The sequence below is a fragment of the Actinomadura formosensis NBRC 14204 genome (genome assembly GCF_001552155.1).
Taxonomy (GTDB): Bacteria; Actinomycetota; Actinomycetes; order Streptosporangiales; family Streptosporangiaceae; genus Spirillospora; species Spirillospora formosensis.
The window spans coordinates 1-16,871 of record NZ_BCQQ01000143.1 but is presented as its reverse complement, the minus strand read 5'-3'; the positions used below and the strand labels follow the sequence as shown (position 1 = coordinate 16,871).

At 73.3% G+C, this 16,871-nt stretch carries 15 protein-coding genes, 2 rRNA genes and 1 pseudogene; 4 read left to right on the top strand and 14 right to left on the bottom strand.

Features of this window, described 5'->3' with window-relative positions; translation table 11 throughout:
- The 8 genes and pseudogenes from murJ to AF1_RS27815 all read right to left on the bottom strand — a co-directional run.
- A partial coding sequence (gene murJ, locus AF1_RS27850) for a murein biosynthesis integral membrane protein MurJ (RefSeq protein ID WP_255218846.1) occupies positions 1-1,466 on the bottom strand: 1,466 nt, incomplete at its 3' end.
- Between the two features lie 32 nt (positions 1,467-1,498).
- On the bottom strand, positions 1,499-2,479 hold the full coding sequence (locus AF1_RS27845) for a hypothetical protein (protein WP_067805727.1): 981 nt from the start codon (positions 2,477-2,479) through the stop codon (positions 1,499-1,501).
- Between the two features lie 4 nt (positions 2,480-2,483).
- A complete protein-coding gene (locus AF1_RS27840; RefSeq protein WP_067805724.1) occupies positions 2,484-3,440 on the bottom strand; it encodes a copper transporter in 957 nt (318 codons plus the stop codon).
- Complete coding sequence (gene steA, locus AF1_RS27835) at positions 3,437-4,687, bottom strand: putative cytokinetic ring protein SteA (RefSeq protein WP_084263412.1); 1,251 nt, start codon at positions 4,685-4,687, stop codon at positions 3,437-3,439. Before steA ends, AF1_RS27840 begins: the two co-directional genes overlap by 4 nt.
- 94 nt (positions 4,688-4,781) lie before the next feature.
- Positions 4,782-6,488 (bottom strand): DNA repair protein RecN, encoded by a 1,707-nt coding sequence (gene recN, locus AF1_RS27830; RefSeq protein WP_067805736.1) that lies wholly within the window; start codon positions 6,486-6,488, stop codon positions 4,782-4,784.
- A 223-nt stretch (positions 6,489-6,711) separates the two neighbouring features.
- A pseudogene (locus AF1_RS27825) lies at positions 6,712-7,596 on the bottom strand (NAD kinase); the annotation flags it as partial.
- 145 nt (positions 7,597-7,741) lie between these two features.
- Positions 7,742-8,545: a TlyA family RNA methyltransferase gene (locus AF1_RS27820; RefSeq protein ID WP_067805720.1), complete on the bottom strand. Its 804-nt coding sequence runs from the start codon at positions 8,543-8,545 to the stop codon at positions 7,742-7,744.
- A complete protein-coding gene (locus AF1_RS27815; RefSeq protein WP_131733020.1) occupies positions 8,542-8,838 on the bottom strand; it encodes a hypothetical protein in 297 nt (98 codons plus the stop codon). The genes AF1_RS27820 and AF1_RS27815 overlap by 4 nt, the downstream gene beginning before the upstream one ends.
- Before the next feature lie 112 nt (positions 8,839-8,950).
- On the opposite strand from AF1_RS27815, the gene AF1_RS27810 reads away from it, so the two are divergent.
- Positions 8,951-9,292 (top strand): SCP2 sterol-binding domain-containing protein, encoded by a 342-nt coding sequence (locus tag AF1_RS27810; protein ID WP_067805714.1) that lies wholly within the window; start codon positions 8,951-8,953, stop codon positions 9,290-9,292.
- A 2-nt stretch (positions 9,293-9,294) separates the two neighbouring features.
- Here AF1_RS27810 and AF1_RS27805 read toward each other — a convergent pair whose 3' ends face one another.
- Positions 9,295-10,317, bottom strand: a complete 1,023-nt coding sequence (locus AF1_RS27805) for an HAD-IIA family hydrolase (RefSeq protein WP_067805711.1) — start codon at positions 10,315-10,317, stop codon at positions 9,295-9,297.
- A gap of 55 nt (positions 10,318-10,372) precedes the next feature.
- On the bottom strand, positions 10,373-10,816 hold the full coding sequence (locus tag AF1_RS27800; protein ID WP_067805709.1) for a tetratricopeptide repeat protein: 444 nt from the start codon (positions 10,814-10,816) through the stop codon (positions 10,373-10,375).
- A 75-nt stretch (positions 10,817-10,891) separates the two neighbouring features.
- Between AF1_RS27800 and AF1_RS27795 the strand changes: the two genes are divergently transcribed.
- Both AF1_RS27795 and AF1_RS27790 read left to right on the top strand, forming a co-directional pair.
- A complete protein-coding gene (locus AF1_RS27795; RefSeq protein WP_084263410.1) occupies positions 10,892-12,241 on the top strand; it encodes a DUF1015 family protein in 1,350 nt (449 codons plus the stop codon).
- A 7-nt stretch (positions 12,242-12,248) separates the two neighbouring features.
- Positions 12,249-13,187 carry an MBL fold metallo-hydrolase gene (locus AF1_RS27790; RefSeq protein WP_067805707.1) on the top strand — a complete coding sequence of 313 codons (939 nt, stop codon included), beginning with the start codon at positions 12,249-12,251 and terminating at the stop codon, positions 13,185-13,187.
- Here AF1_RS27790 and AF1_RS27785 read toward each other — a convergent pair whose 3' ends face one another.
- Together AF1_RS27785 and AF1_RS27780 are read right to left on the bottom strand one after the other, a co-directional pair.
- Complete coding sequence (locus tag AF1_RS27785; RefSeq protein ID WP_067805704.1) at positions 13,188-14,351, bottom strand: alkaline phosphatase PhoX; 1,164 nt, start codon at positions 14,349-14,351, stop codon at positions 13,188-13,190.
- A gap of 105 nt (positions 14,352-14,456) precedes the next feature.
- Positions 14,457-15,227, bottom strand: a complete 771-nt coding sequence (locus AF1_RS27780; RefSeq protein ID WP_242609046.1) for a hypothetical protein — start codon at positions 15,225-15,227, stop codon at positions 14,457-14,459.
- On the opposite strand from AF1_RS27780, the gene AF1_RS36890 reads away from it, so the two are divergent.
- Positions 15,204-15,911, top strand: a complete 708-nt coding sequence (locus AF1_RS36890; protein WP_165488482.1) for a serine/threonine-protein kinase — start codon at positions 15,204-15,206, stop codon at positions 15,909-15,911. The genes AF1_RS27780 and AF1_RS36890 overlap by 24 nt on opposite strands.
- Before the next feature lie 302 nt (positions 15,912-16,213).
- On the opposite strand, the gene rrf is transcribed toward AF1_RS36890, so the two are convergent.
- Both rrf and AF1_RS27765 read right to left on the bottom strand, forming a co-directional pair.
- Positions 16,214-16,330: ribosomal RNA gene (gene rrf, locus AF1_RS27770) — 5S ribosomal RNA — on the bottom strand.
- 170 nt (positions 16,331-16,500) lie between these two features.
- Positions 16,501-16,871 (bottom strand): 23S ribosomal RNA (locus tag AF1_RS27765); the annotation flags it as partial.

Sequence of the window (16,871 nt, the reverse complement as noted above, 5' to 3'; positions counted from 1 at the left end):
ACCCCGGCCGCCAGCGCGCGCGGGAGCCCCCGCGCGGACGCGGCGCCGCGGGCGCGGACGAGCGTGCCGAGCAGCAGCACCCCGGCGACGGTCATCCCGACGGCGTTGCCGAGGCCGAGGGCCGCGACGACCCACTGCCGTCCGACCGACAGCACCAGCGCCACGTCCGCGCCCATCACGACCAGCCAGCCCGTCACGACCGCCGCGGCCCCCATCCGGCCCTTGTGGCACGCGTACAGGACGCGTCCGAGATGCGCGACGAGCCCGTACCCGAGCAGGCCGGGCGCGAACGCGAGCACCGCCCGGGACAGCACTTCCTGCTGGTCGGGATGCCCCGGGTTGAACACGGCCGCGATCGGCACGGCGACGGCGGCCAGCGCGGCGGCGCCCGCGCACGACACCAGGATCACCGCGCGGGTCGTGGACGCGGTGATCTGGTCGAACCGGTCCTGCTCCGCGGCACTGATCCGCGCCGACAGCAGCGGAAACGCGCTGGTCGCGATCGGCACCGCGAGGATCGCCCACGGCAGCAGGTAGATCGCCCACGCGTACTGGTAGTTGGCGAGGGCGCCGCCCGTGCCCTGGTAGCTCAGCCGGACGACCAGCAGCGCCGACAACTGCTGCGCCGCGACCGTCGCGAGGCCGGCGAGCGCGAGGCGCCGCACCCGCCGCGCCACCCCGTCCGGGAACCGCAGCGTCGGGCGCAGCCCGAGCTTCAGCCGCCATGCCGCGACCCCGGCGGTCGCGGCCATCGCGACACCGCCGAGCGCCGTCCCGATCGACAGCGTCAGCTCCGCGTCCAGCGGCAGCCCGGCGAGATCGTTCTCGTGGCCGCGGCCGAGCGGCGCGTAGGCGAGGTAGGCGCCGATGACCACCAGGCTCGACATCAGCGGCGCCAGCGCGGGCGCGACGAACCGGCGGTGCGACTGCAGCAGCCCGTACAGGACGACCGCCATCCCGTACATGACCATCTGCGCCGACATGATCGCGAGCATGCTGGAGCCGACGTCCACGACGTCGGCGCGCGAGCAGCCCTCCAGATCGCGGCCCACCAGCAGTTCCACGATCGGGCGGGAGCCGAGCGCCATCAGCGCCGACAGCGGCACCATCAGCACGACGATCCAGGTGAGCAGCGCCGAGCCGATCCGGCGGACCTGCTCGCGGTCGCCGCGCTCGGCCGGTCCGGCCAGCACCGGAACGACCATGCTGGCGAGCGCGCCGCCCGCGACGATCTCGTAGACGATGCTGGGGAACTGCGTCGAGGTGAAGTACGCCTGGCCCAGGCAGGATGTCGTGACCGTCTGGGAGAAGGCGTAGGTGCGGCCGAACCCGGCGAGCCGCGACAGCACGGTGATGACCGCGATGACGACGGCGGCGCCCGCGAGGCCGCCGGTCAGCCGGCGCCCCGCCGGGGAACGGCGGTCCGGCGGGGATGTTCCGGGCGGGGGCACGATGGGTGAAGGCACTCGTGGACGTTCTGCGGAGCCGTCCGGTGCGCCTAGGCGGGGCCCGCCGCGACACCGTTGCCCGCCGGGCCGGCTTGCGGCGGGACGGCCGGGCGGAACGCGTCCCCCATGTCCGGCTTCCGGGTCACGGCGAGGGCGGGCGCGGGGGCGGCGGCCGGGCGGCGGCCCAGCATGTCGAGGCGGTTCAGCACCGGGTTGCCGGCGATGACCTTGGTGAAGCTGACGAACTCGCTGGCGGCGTTCAGCCCGGCGACCCCGGCCAGCACGGCGAGCCGGGGGCCGCGCCCGAGCCGGGTCGCGGCGAGGCCGAGCAGCGCGCCGAGCGCGTTGGCGCCGGTGTCGCCGAGCATCGCGCGCTCGCCGAGGTCCTCGGGCAGCAGCGCGGCGGCGGCGCCGAGCGGGGCCGCGACGACGGCGGAGCCCGACCGGGTCAGCGCCAGCGGCGTGCCGGCGATGAGGCCGACCTTGACGGCCCGCCCGGGGCGCAGGTCGAACAGGTTCATCAGATTGGCGCCGCCCGCGATGATCGCGCCGTTGACGAGGGTGTCGAACGCGCGCCCGGTCCGGGACGGGGCGGGCGACCCGGCGATCGCGGCGGCGGCCAGCCCGGTCGCGCCGATGCCGAGGATCTTCACCGCGCCGCTGGTGACCTCGCCGCGGGCGAGCGCGGTCAGGTGGCCCTTGAAGCCGCGGGACGAGGCGGAGCCCGCGAGGTCGTCGTAGCCGCCGAGAGCACCGGACCCGGCGCCCGCGAGCAGCGCGGCGGCGCGCATCCGGCCGGCGGCGCCGGGGGTGAGCAGCCCGGCCGCGGCGGCGCCCGCGACGACCGCGGGGCCCTCCAGCAGCGTCACCGGCTCGCCGCGGTGGTTGGTGCGGCCCCACACCTCCTCGCCCGGCAGCCCGTTCAGGCCGGGGGGGCGCCGCGTCAGCGCGGTGTAGGCGGCGCGCGCCGCCACGGCGCCGAGCCCCATGCCCGCCGCGAGCCGCGCACCCCTGGCGATGCCTCGTTTCATCAGGTCACCCGTTCTTCCCCGCCGTGGGCGCGGGCGAGGGCAGGTAGCCGCTCACGCCGGCGCCCGTGCCGTACTGCCCGGACTTGCCGTCGATCTCCTTCTGCAGCGCCAGGATCGTCACGACCTGCCCGGACGCGGTGTCCACCACGTCCACGGTGGAGACCGAGCCGTCGGAGTCGGAGTCGCGCAGCGCCGCGATCAGCCCGCCCTCCTGCGCCGAGGTCGACGGGCCACCGACGACGGTACCGCGCCCGGCGGCGTCGAGGGCGGCGGCCAGCGAGATCAGCGCCTTGTTGTCCTCGTCGCCGCCGTCGTAGGCGTACGGGGCGGCGGGCGCGACCATGACGGCGAGGGTGGCGTGCTGGCCGGGCTTGCCGCTGGTGGTGACGTACCCGGCCTGCCGGAACCCGTTGAGGACGGCGCCGCCGGCGGCGTCCTCGCGGCCGGACTTGGCGGGGTCCCGGGTGACGAGCGCGTTCGCCAGCACCGTGCCCGCCTTGTCGTAGGCGTCCGCGTCCGCGGGGAACTCGACGCCGTCGCCCTTCAGCCGGGTGGTCAACTCGTCGACGGCCGTCCGCTGGTCGTCGTCCAGAAGCTTCTTCTGGATCGTGACCCGCCCGGTGACGGCGGCGCCCGCGTTCTTCGCCAGCTCGCTGACCTGCTCGATGCTGTCGTTGCCGGCGCCCGGTGTCTCGATGAGCACCACCGACTGGCCCTTCAGCCGGTTCTGGACGAGCTGCGGCGACAGCACCTTGGTGAACTGCTCCTGCCCGTTCACCTGGTGCTGCAGGTCCCGCTGCGCCAGCCGGGCCTGCTGGGCGGTCTTGGCCGCCGAGTTGGCCTGCTGCCGCAGGGTTTCGCTCACCGAGTCCGACAGGGTGGTGGAGCCCAGCACGATGCCGAGCGCCAGCGCGAGGAAGATCGCGACGATGGAGACGAGGTGGTAGCGGAAATCGATCACGTGAAAAGTCCGGTCAGCCAGAAGACGAAGGCGTGCCAGCGGTCGGCCAGCAGGGGACTGATGACGTCCCCCGCCGGGGACATGGCGACGGCGGTGACGATGGCGATGAACGCGCCGAGGACGAGGAACAGCAGCGACCCGGTGGAGATGCGGCTGCGGTAGAGCCTGCTGACGCCCTTGGCGTCGACGAGCTTGCTGCCGACCCGGAGCCGGGTGAGGAACGTGCTGGCCATGCCGGCGCGGCCCTTGTCGAGGAACTCCACCATGTTGGCGTGCGTGCCGACCGCGACGATCAGGGTCGCGCCCTTGTCGTCGGCGAGCAGCATCGCGATGTCCTCGCTGGTGGCGGTGGCCGGGAACACCACGGCCTGCTGCCCGAGCTCGTGGACGCGTTTCAGGCCCGGCGCGCGGCCGTCCCGGTAGGCGTGCACGACGATCTCGGCACCGCAGGTCAGCGCGGCGTCGGAGACCGAGTCCATGTCCCCGACGATCATGTCGGGGCGGTAGCCGGCCTCCAGCAGCGCGTCGGCGCCGCCGTCCACCCCGATCAGCACGGGACGGTACTCGCGGATGTAGGGCCGCAGGGTCGCGATGTCCTCGCGGTAGTGGTAGCCGCGCACGACGATCAGCGCGTGCCGCCCGGCGATCTTCGTGCCGATGTCGGGGACGCCGACGCCGTCGATGAGCAGGTCGCGCTCGCGCTTGACGTACTCCATCGTGTTGGCGACGAACGCCTCCAGCTGGGACGCGAGCCCCGCCTTGGCCTCGGCCAGCGCCGTCTGGACGGACTCGGCGGTCTGCTCGGTGCCCTTGGTGACGACGTCCTCGCCGCGGAACACGGCGGACCCCTCGACGCGGACCTGGTCGCCCTCCTGCAGCTTGGTGAAAATCTCCGGGCCGACGTCGTCCAGCAGCGGGATGCCGGCCTCGACCAGGATCTGCGGGCCGAGGTTCGGGTACCGGCCGGAGATGCTCGGCGCCACGTTCACCACGGCGCCCGCCTGGCACGCCACCAGCGCCTCGGCGCTGACACGGTCGAGATCGACATGGTCGATCACCGCGACCTCGCCGGGTTGCAGCCGCTTGGTCAGGTTCTTGGTGCGGCGGTCGAGCCGGACCGTGGCGCTGACTCCCGCCCGGCCGTCGTCGCGGGCCCGGCCCAGCGCGAGGACGCGCCGCGGCAGTTTCCGGTTCAGCCGGGCGCGCCACTCGGCGGCGGACTCGGTGGTGGGTGACGGGTCGTTCATCGTCGACCATCCTGCCAGAGCGGGCGAGCCAACGCCGGAGGGCACGGATGTCCGGGCGCATCCGCGCGGGCACCCCCGGTGACCCCGCGGGCGGTCACCGTTCCTCGGCGGCCATCGCGAGCAGCTCCTCGGCGTGGGCGCGGCCGAGCTCGGAGTCCTCCAGGCCGGCCAGCATCCGCGACAGCTCCCGGACGCGTCCCTCCCGGTCCAGGGCGGTGACGTCGCTGCTGGTCACCGTGCCGTCATCGGACTTCTCCACCAGCAGGTGCCGCTCGGCGAACGCCGCGACCTGCGGCAGGTGCGTGACGACGATCACCTGCGCGTTGCGGGCCAGCCGCGCCAGCCGCCGCCCGATCTCCACCGCGGCCTTGCCGCCGACACCCGCGTCGACCTCGTCGAACACGAACGTCGGGACGGGGTCGGCGCCGGCGAACACGACCTCGATCGCCAGCATCACCCGGGACAGCTCACCACCGGACGCGCCCTTGTGCAGCGGCAGCGGCGGCGACCCCGGATGCGGCGCCAGCCGGACCTCGACCTCGTCGACGCCGTGCGGCCCGTAGTCACCGGTCGGGTTCACCGTGACGACGACGCGCGCGTGCGGCATCGCCAGCGCCGTCAGCTCCCCGGTCACGGCATCGGAGAACCGCTCGGCGGCGCGGGTGCGGACCGCGGTCAGCTCCCCCGCCTCGGCGGTGAGCCGCTCGGTCAGCTCGGCGTGCTCGGCGCGCAGTTCATCGATGCGGTCGTCGTCGCCCTCCAGTTCGGTGAGGCGGGCCGCCGCCGTCCGCGCCCACTCCAGGACCCCGGCGGCCGTCCCGTCCGTCCCGCCGTACTTGCGGATCAGCGCGGTCAGCTCCGCACGCCGCTCCTGGACGGCCGCGAGCCGCGCCGGGTCGGCGTCCACGGACTCGGCGTAGGACGCGAGGTCGGTGCCGACGTCGGAGACGAGGTAGCCGGTCTCGGCGAGCCGGTCGGCGAGCGCCGCCAGCTCCGGGTCGTGCTCGCGGACGGCGTCGAGCGCGTTGCGGGCCTGGCCGAGCAGGCTGGTCACGTTCGCGGCCTCGAACGCGGCGGCCGGATCGCCGAGCAGCGCCTCATGCGCGGTGTCGGCCGCGCCGCGCAGCGCGTCGGCGTGCCCGAGCCGCTCCTCCTCGGCGGCGAGCTCGGCGTCCTCGCCTTCCTTCGGGTCGACCTTCTCGATCTCCTCCAGGCCGAAGCGGAGCACGCCGGCCTCCTGGGACCGCTCCCGCGCCCGCGTCGTCAGCTCCTCCAGCAGCGCGGTGACCTGCCGGTGCCGCTGGTACGCCTTGGTGTAGGCGCGCATCGGCTTGGTCAGCGCGCCACCCGCGTACCGGTCGAGCGCGGCGCGCTGCCGCCCGGCCTGCAGCAGCCGCTGCTGGTCGGACTGGCCGTGCACGGCGACCAGGTCGTCCGCCAGATTGATCAGCACGCTCACCGGGACGGACCGGCCGCCGAGGAACGCGCGGGAGCGTCCCTCCGCCGACACCGACCGGGTCACGATCAGCGCGCCGTCGTCCAGCTCGCCGCCGGACTCCTCGACCCGCTCCACCGCGCGGCCGCCCGGGTCGACGGCGATCCGTCCCTCGACCGTCGCGCGGCCCGCGCCCGGCCTGACCCGCTGCGGGTCGGCGCGGCCGCCGAACAGCAGCCCGAGGCTGGTGACCACCATGGTCTTGCCTGCCCCGGTCTCCCCGGTCACCACGTTGAAGCCAGGCGACAGATCGAGCACGGCCTCGTCGATCACCCCGAGGCCCTGGATCCGCACCTCATCGATCATCGGACGCACCAGCGTCACAACCCTCCGCAAACAGATCCCCGATCGGCGCCTGTGGAGATTATCCCCTCTGCTCGCCGGACACTCCCCCGTCCGGCTCCGGGTCCGATCCAGGAACGCCGCCCGGCACATCTCCCGGCCCGGTGGGGCCGGCGATGCCGCCCGCGGCCGGGGCGTCGCCGATCTGCGAGTCCCCGAGCGGCGGGGACGGCCGGGTCGGCTGCCGGACCCGGCCGCGCCAGCCCGTCACCGGCAGCCCGAACTTGGTGACCAGCCGGTCGGTGAAGGGGGTGAGGTGCAGCCGCGCGAGCCGCACCGGCTCCGCGCCGCGGCGGACCTCCACCCGCGCGCCCGGCGGCAGGTCGAGCGTGCGGCGCCCGTCGCACCACAGGACGGCGCGGGGCGTGTCCGGCAGCACCTCCACCGCGACCAATGAGCGCGGCGACACCACCAGCGGACGAGCGAACAGCGAATGCGCGCTGATCGGCACGACGAGCATCGCCTCCACCTGCGGCCACACGACCGGGCCGCCGGCGGAGAACGCGTACGCGGTGGAGCCGGTCGGTGTGGCGCACACCACCCCGTCGCAGCCCCAGTTCGACAGCGGGCGGCCGTCGATCTCGGCGACGACCTCCAGCATCCGCTCCCGCTCGCCCTTCTCGATGCTGGCCTCGTTCAGCGCCCACGTCGTGCCCATCACGGTGCCGTTGCGGCGGACGGTGACGTCCACGGTCATCCGCTCCTCGACCTCGTAGCGGCGCGTGCACACCCGGTCGACGGTGGCGGCGAGGTCCTCCCGCTCGGCCTCGGCGAGGAACCCGACGTGCCCCAGGTTGACACCGAGCAGCGGGGTGCCGGACGTGCGGGTCAGGTCGGCGGCGCGCAGCAGCGTCCCGTCCCCGCCGAGGACCATGACGACCTCGGCGTCGTCGGCGGCCGCGGCGGTGCTGGGCATGACCTCCACGCCCGCGCAGCCGATCCGCCCGGCTTCGTCGTCCAGGACCCGCACGCAGATCCCGGCCTCGCTGAGCCGCTCGATGACCAGCTGCGCGCTGCGGACGGCCTCGGGCCGCCCGGTGTGCGTCACGACCAGCACCGACCTTTTGCTCATGCTCTCGCCCCACTCCCCGGCGTGCTCCGGCGTACAGACGTCTGGACGAACACCCCTCGGGAGGACGTTCCCGGTTCGGCCGTCCCCTGGACATCCCAAAGGCCCTGTACGTTCCGGAGACCCTGGAGGTTCGGGGGCCCGCCGCTCACCGCGGGCCCTCCTCGATCGCCTTCGCCAGGCCGGCCTCGTCCAGCGGCGGGGCCCCGGCGCGCAGCCACAGGAAGTACTCCACGTTGCCGGACGGGCCCGGCAGCGGGCTCGCCGTCACACCGAGGACGCCCAGGCCGAGCGTCGCCGCGTGGTGCGCCACCCCGCGCACCGCGTCGGCGCGCAGCTCCGGGTCGCGGACCACGCCGCCCGCGCCGACCCGGTCCTTGCCGACCTCGAACTGCGGCTTGACCATGACCGCGTAGTCGGCGCCGGGCGTGGCGCATTCGCGCACCGGCCCGAGGACGAGCTTCAGCGAGATGAACGACAGGTCGCCGACGACCAGATCCGGGAGCGGGTCGCCCAGCATCTCCGGCCGCAGCTCGCGGATGTTGACCCGCTCCAGGACGGTGACCCGGTCGTCGGTGCGCAGCGGCCAGGCGATCTGCCCGTAGCCGACGTCCACCGCGTAGACGTGCGCGGCGCCCGCGCGCAGCAGGACGTCGGTGAACCCGCCGGTCGAGGCGCCCGCGTCCAGGCAGACGCGGCCCCGCACCGCCAGGCCGCCGAACGCCTTCAGCGCGCCCGCGAGCTTGTGCCCGCCGCGCGACACGTACTCGGGGCCGGCACCGGATTCGGCCACGACGATCGCGGCGCCCGCCTCGACCTGCGTCGCCGCCTTCGCGGCCCGCTGCCCGCCGACCCGCACCCGGCCGTCGGCGATGAGCTGCGCGGCATGCTCTCGCGACCGCGCCAGTTTCCTGCGGACGAGTTCGGCGTCCAGTCTCCGGCGAGTGCTCACGGGCGGGGGCGCAGGGCGTCGGGGAAGGCGGGGCGGGGCGGCTCCTCCTGCCCGGCGGACGCGAGCAGTTCCTGAAGCCGCTGGTGGACGTCCTCGAAGATCTCCACGTGCGCGGGGACGGGCCGCCCGCCGAGCTCGCCGAGGCGCGCCACGGCGGCGTCCACGCGCGGATCACCGGTCGGGTCGGGCGGCGCCGCGGCCGGGAACCCCGGCTCCGGCGCCTGCTCCCCGGCCTCCCCGGTCTCGCCGGCGGCCGGGAACTCCGGCCTCCCCGCGGCCTCGTCGGACATCACGTTTTACCTCCCAGCGGTCCCGGAGCGCCCGTGACGAGTCGCCTCCGGCTCATCCCGAACGCTACCGTCCCTGAACGACATCGTTACCGGACGAACGGGGAACTGCCTGACCATGGCGAACGAGGAGGACTGCCGTGCGGCGCTGGACCGCGTCGCGGCGCGGCTGGCGGAGGTGGACGCCGACCGGCTCGCCGAGCACGTCGTCGAGCGGACGATCAGCTGCCGCATCCCCGATCTCGGGCTGGCCTACCGCACCCGCCTGCACCAGGGGGGTCTCGACCCCTTCGAGCCGGACGGCGACCCCGGGTCCGCGCAGGTGCGCCTCACCGTGGGCAGCGACGATCTCGTCGCGATGGCGCACGACGAACTGAACCCGGCCAAGGCGTGGGTCGCCGGCCGCGTCAAGATCGAGGCGAGCATCTTCGATCTGCTGCGCCTCCGCAAGCTGCTCTGACCTCACTGGCGGGTGGGCGCGGAGGCGAACGGAAGGCTTTCCAGGGCCTCGGTGAGGGCTTCGCGGGGCGGCGGCGTGTCGCTCTCCCAGGCGGCGGACGCGAGGGCGCGCAGGCCGTCGTAGGGGTCGCCCGAGCCGGTGACGGTGAACGTCTCGCCGCCGCGCCGGGCCGTCCAGCCGCCGCAGCGGTATCCGCCGTCCACCGGGACGATCTCCGGATGCGGGACGAGCAGCCCGGTCAGATCGGGCGCCAGGTAGGTGGGGCGCCGGTTCGGCGGCGCCGTGAGGGCCCGCATGTGGCCGGTGACCCCGGTGAACACCAGGAGGCTGTCGGCGCCGCCGTTGTGGGCGCCCTCGATGTCGGTGTCGAGCCGGTCCCCGACCACGAGCGGGCGCCGGGCGCCCGTGCGCAGGATCGACTCCTGGTGCAGCGGGCGTTCGGGCTTGCCGGTGACGATCGGCTCGACGCCCGTGGCGGAGCTGATCACGCGGAGCAGCGCGCCGTTCCCCGGGTGCGGGGGCCCGTCGCCGCCGGGGATGGTCAGGTCGCCGTTGGACCCGACGAACAGCGCGCCCATGGCGACGGCCTGCGCGCCCTCGGACAGCGCCCCGTAGGTGAGTCCGGGGTGGTAGCCCTGCACGACGGCGGCCGGCCGTCCCGCCGCGGTCGACACCGGGCGTAGTCCGTGCTGGTACAGGGCGTGCCGCAGCCCCATGCCGCCGACCACGAGGACCTCCGACCCGGCGGGCAGCCGCTCGGCGAGCAGGCGCGCCGCGGCCTGCGCGGACGTCACCACGTCGTCCGCCTCGGCCGGGACGCCGACGTCGGTGAGCAGCGCCGCGACGGCCGACGGCGTCCGGGAGGCGTTGTTGGTCACGAATGCGAGACGCTGCCCGGCCGCCCGCGCCTTGGCGAGCGACTCCGCCGCCGCCGGGACGGGCCTGCGGCCGACGTAGACGACCCCGTCGAGGTCGAGCAGGGCGACGTCGTACGCCTCGCTCAGGGGACGGTCGCTGCCTTTCATCGCGCTCCTCATGCGTGCGATCGTACGGGGGTGTTACCTGCGGGTAAGGCGCGGGTCAGCGCCGCGCCGCGAGGGTGGCCCTGGCGTGCCGCAGCGCCCTCGCGTAGTCCCGGTTGTCGGGACGCATGGCGGCGGCGAGCGCCAGATGCTCGACGGCCCCCTCGAAGTCGCCGAGCCGGCTGAGCGCCAGCCCGAGCCCGAACCGGGCGTAGTCCTCGGCGGGCTCCTCCTCGACGATCCCGCGGAAGCTCTCGGCCGCCGCGCCGAACTGCCGGGCGCCGAACTGGGCGCGGGCGAGCGCCTCCCGGATGCTGTGCGACCCCGGCTCGGCCTCCGCCGCCCGCGCCAGCAGCTGCAGCGCCGCGGCGGCGCTGCCCGACCGCAGCAGCTCCAGGCCCCGCGTGTACCACTCGTAGACCCCGCCGCCCGGCGAGGCCGCGTGCTCGCCCGGATCGTCCGCTGGGGAATCGTCCGGCCGTCCAGATCCTTGACCATTCATATGGACCTCCCCTCGGATCACCGTACCCGCCGGGGCGCCGGGCGCCTCCCGGCGCACACGCCGCTCACGACTACGATGCCCACCGTGGACGACGATCTCCCCTCCGGTCTCGGCCCGGAGGAGTTCAGCGCCCAGATCTTCGGGACGTCCGGGCCGCGCACGGGCGCCGGCCTGGAGCTGGCCCCGTTCCGCGGTGTCCGGTTCGTCCCGGAGGTGGCGGGCGATCCGGCCTCGGTCACCATGCCGCCGTACGACCTGATCGACGAGGCGGCGGCACTGCGGCTGCTGGCGGGCGGCGGGCACAACATCGTCCGGCTCAACCTGCCGCGCGCCGCCGGGGAGGGCTACGAGGCGGCGGGCGAACGGCTCCGCCGCTGGCTGGACGAGGGTGCCCTCGCCATCGACCCCGACCCGGCCCTGTACGTCTACGAGGCGGCCCGCGGCGGGACGGTCCTGCAGCGCGGCCTGATCGGCGCGCTGGGGCTGCGCCCGGAGGCCGACGGCGTCGTGCTGCCGCACGAGAACGTCTTCCCCGGCCCGGTCCGCGACCGGCTCGCGCTGATGACGGCGGCGAACGCCAACCTGGAGCCGATCTTCCTGGTGTACGAGGGCGGCGGGGACACGGCGCGGATCGTCGACGACGCCGCCTCCCGCGCGCCGCTGGTGGAGTTCGACGCCGACGACGGGCTGACGCACCGGCTGTGGCGCATCACCGACCCCGTCTCGCACGCGCGCGTGGCCACAGACCTCCGGGACAAGCAGGCCCTCATCGCGGACGGCCATCACCGTTACGCCACCTACCGCGCCTTGCAGGCCCGCCACCACGCCGCCGGTGACGGGCCCGGCCCATGGGACACCGGGCTGGCGCTCCTGGTGGACTCGACGCGTTACCCACCGCATCTGGGCGCGATCCACCGCGTCCTGCCCGGCCTCCCTCCGGACGACGCAGTCGGCAAGGCCCGCAAGGTCTTCCGGGTGACCGACTTCCTGGACGAGGGGTCCGCCGTCGAAGCCTTGGCCAATGCGAAGGGCCCCACGTTCCTTCTCGGCGGAGGTGACACCTTTCATCTTCTTTCGGAGCCCGACGAGGACGCACTCGCGCGCTGCATGCCGTCCGAGCACTCGCCGCGCTGGCGCCGGCTCCACACCGCCGTCCTCGACCATCTCCTCATCGAGCACGTGTGGGACATCCCGGAGAATGAGAACGCCATCGAGGTGGTGCACGACGACCCGTCCGCCGCCGTGGCCCGCGCCCGGCGGGCGGGGGGCACGGCCGTCGTCCTGAACCCGCTCAAGGTGGCGGACGTCCTCGCCGTCGCGGGCAAGGGCGAGCGGGTGCCGCGCAAGTCGACCTCGTTCGGCCCCAAGCCGCGCACCGGACTCGTCCTGCGGCTCCTCGACCCGGACACCGCAGAGAGGCCATGATCGGGGGATGGACACCACGACCACGATCACACCGCTCGGCGGGGACGTCTACGAGATCGACACCCGGATGGCCGGCCACACCGGCATCACCGCCGGATACCTGATCCTGTCCGACCGGCCATGCCTGGTGGAGCCGGGCACATCCGGCTCGGCCCCCGTGGTGCAGGCGGCGCTGCGGGAGATGGGCGTCGGACCGGACGACCTGGCGACCGTGGTCGTGACCCACATCCACCTCGACCACGCGGGCGGCGTCGGCGACATCGCGAAGATGTATCCGCGGGCGGAGGTCGTCGTCCACGAGAAGGGCGCGCGGCACCTGGCCGACCCGTCCCGGCTCATGCGCAGCGCCCGGATGGTGTACGGCGACAGCCTGGACACGCTGTTCGGGGAGCTGAAGCCGACGGACGCGGCACGGATCCGGGCCGTCGAGGACACCGGCGTCATCGACCTCGGCGGCGGGCGGCGGCTGGAGTCGCACTACTCCCCCGGCCACGCCAAGCACCACGTCGGGCTGATGGACTCCCAAACCGGCGACCTGTACGTGGGCGACGCCGCCGGCATCTACATCCCGGAGACGGCGGATGTGAAACCCGCGACGCCGCCGCCCGACTTCGACCTCGACACCGCGCTCGCCTCGCTCGCCAGGTTCCGGTCACTGGGCCCGCAACGGCTGCTGTTCGCGCACTACGGGCCCGTGAGCGAAGTGGACGACACGCTCGAACGGTCGGCGGAGGAACTGCGGGTCTGGGTGGACGCCGTCCAGGACGCCAAGGACCAGGACCTCGACCTCGACCACGCCGTCGCGATGGTCGTCGACCGGACCAAGGACCGCTACGCCGTCACGGGCGGCGACATCGACCCGGAGCTCGCCGCCAAGTACGAGCTGCTGAGCAGCGCGCGGAGCAACGTCGCCGGAATCATGCACGCCCTGGGCAAGCACGCCTGATCAGCGGAACGGGCCGGTGACCTCGAACGTGCAGCCGTCCGTACCGGCGATGAAGCCGCTCCTGCCGCGCTGGGACGAAAAGTACAGGCGTGAACCGTCCGGGCTGAACGCAGGACCGGTGATCTCCGACTTGTCGTGGCCGGCGACGCGCAGGAACGGCGTCACGATCCCGTCCGTGGTGATGAGGTTGATCTCCATGTTGTCACCGTCCTCGGCGACGTAGAGGTCACCGGACGACGTGGCGGTCACGGCGTCGACGCTGTGCAGGGGCGCCTCTCCGGTGGTGACGAGGCCGTCGTCGTAGGCGATGTCCAGCCGCTCATTGGCCGCGTCGTAGGCCCACACACGGCCGTCGCCCTTGGTGGTGAAGTAGCAGACGCCGTGCGTGTAGTAGCAGCCTTCGCCGCCGTCGAAACGCATGGCGTCCACCACCTGCTCACGGGTCGGGGTAAGCCAAAATTGGGGACTGGGCACTTTCGTCCACCGGACGGGGCCCGTCCCGGAGCCGACCAGTACTTCGAGTGTGCCGGACGAAAGGTCGCCCCACGTCTTCGGCCGGAAACGGTAGAAACAGCCGTCGCCCTGGTCCTCGGTCAGGTAGACGACCTTGCGCACAGGATCGGACGCGGCGGCCTCGTGCTTGAACCTGCCCATCGCCGGACGGGCCACCGCCGCCTTCCGGCCGCGCGGATCCGTCTCGTAGACGAGGCCGTAGTCGTGCTCCTCGCATGACAGCCACGTGTTCCACGGCGTCGCCCCACCGGAGCAGTTCAGCGTGGTGCCGTTCAGGATGCGGTAGGCCCCGGTCACCTTCCCGAACGCGTCGAACCGCAGAGCGGACACGCCACCGACGAGGGGGACCTCCGAGTTGCTGACGTAGATCCAGCCGTCCCCGTCGGGGAAGCACGCTCCGCCGTCGGGGGCCGGATGCCAGGTGTGCCTCGTGCCCTCGACGCGTTGCTGCGACCGCGCCACGATCCGGCTCCTGAACCCCCTCGGCAACTGGAGCCCATTGCCGTCCGCGGTCTGCAACGGACCGTACGGGCTGGGACCTGGCTGCGCCGGCCCCGATGCGAGGGCCCGCTGCCACAGGGCGCCGGAGAACGCGGTCGTCCCACCGGCGACGGCGGCGGCGCGCAGGAACGCGCGTCGGTTGAGAGGCATGACTCTCCTCAGGGAGTCGGTCACCGCCGGACGGATCCGGCGGCCCCCGAACGGCGCGGTCCCGTGAATATCCGGGAAACCCGACCACCGGTCAAGTACCGGGCGTCACTCCTCTTCCGGGGGCCGCTCGTCCACCGGTTTCGGCTCCAGGAACACCGCCGGGGCCTCGGGGACGTCCTCCTCGGGCACGTCCTGGATCTCGGGTTCGGGGGGCTGGAACGCGATGTCCGTCGCCGCGGGCTCGGTGCCCTCGGCCTCTTCGGCGCCCTCTTCATCCTCGGTGTCGACGATGTCGAGACCCTCGATCTCGGCGTACCGTTCGGCGGCGTCGGTCTCGCCGTCCCGGTCCGCCGCCGCGGCCCGGGCGAACCAGTCGGCCGCCTCGCCCTCCCGGCCGGCCGCGACGAGCGCGTCCGCGTAGGCGTAGAACAGCCGCATCGACCACGGCCGGAGCCGCCGGTCGCGCAGCTCGGGGATCTGCAGGGTGACCACGGCCGCGTCGTACTGCCCCATGTCGCGGCGCACACCCGACTCCACGATGCGCAGCTCGACTCGTCCCATCGGGTCGAGCTTCTCCGCCTCCGGCGACCTGACCAGGTCCAGGGCGCGTTCGGGACGGCCGAGGCCGCGCTCGCAGTCGGCCATCACCGGCAGGTACGAGTCGTCACCGGCGCCGAGCCGCCGCGCGGCCCGCAGCTCCGCGAGCGCCTCCGCCCACTCACCCGAGTGGTACGCCGCGATCCCGGCGGCCTCCCGGACGATCCCGACACGGGACGCGAGCCGCCGCGCGGCCCTCGCGTGCTTGTAGGCCTGCTCCGGCTCGTCCTCGGCCAGCCGCCCGGCCATCACCAGGTGGCGCGCGACCTTCGCCGCCAACTCCTTCGGCAGCGTGCGCAGCTCGACGCGGGCGTCGGCGTCCAGTTCCTCGCCGGTGACGTCGTCCGGGAGCAGCGGATCATCGTGCCTCGGCGCGGGACGCTCGCGCTCCTCGGGCCTCTCCCGCCGGTCCCGGCGGTCACGCGGCGGCCCGTAGGAACGTCCGCCTTCCTGCGGACGCTTAGGCCCGCGTCCCTTGAAGGGCGGCTTGTCGCGCTCTCCGGGACGTCCTTCGCGCTTCCCCTCGAACCGGCGCCCGCCAGAACGACGCTCGTCACGCCCCGTCCTGTCGTCACGATCCTTGAACCGGCGCTCCTGCGGACGTCCCTCGAACCGCCGCTCTCCCTGACCGCCGCCTGGACGCCCTTCCCGGCGCGGACCGGCACCCTGACCCTGGCGAGGCCCACGAGGACCGGCAAAGCGCCCTTCCCGGCGCTCACCCCCCTGCTGACCGCCGAACCGCCGTTCCCCCGGCTTCCCCTGGCCACCACGGGGCCCATCGAACCTGCGCTCCCCGGGCTTTCCCTGGCCACCACGCGGCCCATCGAACCGGCGTTCACCGCGCGGGCCACCGGAACGGGCCTCACGACGGTCGTCCGAGCGTCCCTCACGGGATTCGGTGCGCCGATCGTCGGAACGTTTGAAGGGACGGTCCGGCTTCCGATCATCACGCTTACCACGTGAATCCCGGCCCTTCCAGCCACCACTGGCGCGAGGTGCTCCACCGCGAGGCCCGCCACCCTTGCGGTCCCCGGCCCCGCCAGGGCCGCCACGGGCGTTACCCCCACGACGGGCCGGCGCGTTCCGCCGCCCGTTATCGCCCCGCCGCTCGCGGCTGTCGTCGCTGCGGCTGTCCTCTTCCGCGCTCATCACGTCCGTCACTGTTCTTGATGGTGGTTCGTGAACCCTTGCAGCCTACTTCGGCAGAACCACGACATGCGTCGAGGGCCGCCCCGCAAATTCGGGGCGACCCTCGACCAATTCAAGTCCGGCGGTGTCCTACTCTCCCACACGGTCTCCCATGCAGTACCATCGGCGCTGAAGGGCTTAACTTCCGGGTTCGGGATGGGACCGGGTGTTTCCCCTTCGCCAAAACCACCGAACGACCAACCCCCAACACCCCACCAAACAGGGGGGTGCGGGAAGACTCGTCCGAGCGTCAGGCTCGGTATCCACTTATGACACTACGGGTACCCGGTTGTTTTCCGGGAACCACACAGGGACGCGAACAACTACACGCAACACATGCGGCGATTTGGTTTGAACGGATCATGTGTTCAAGCCACTCGGCCTATTAGTACCGGTCGACTCCACACGTCACCGCGCTTCCATCTCCGGCCTATCAACCCGGTCGTCTACCGGGGGCCTTACACCCCACAAACGGGGGTGGGAGAACTCATCTTGAGGAAGGCTTCCCGCTTAGATGCTTTCAGCGGTTATCCCGACCGAACGTAGCCAACCAGCCGTGCCCCTGGCGGGACAACTGGCACACCAGAGGTCCGTCCGTCCCGGTCCTCTCGTACTAGGGACAGACCCTCACAATTCTCCTACGCGCGCAGCGGATAGGGACCGAACTGTCTCGCGACGTTCTAAACCCAGCTCGCGTGCCGCTTTAATGGGCGAACAGCCCAACCCTTGGGACCT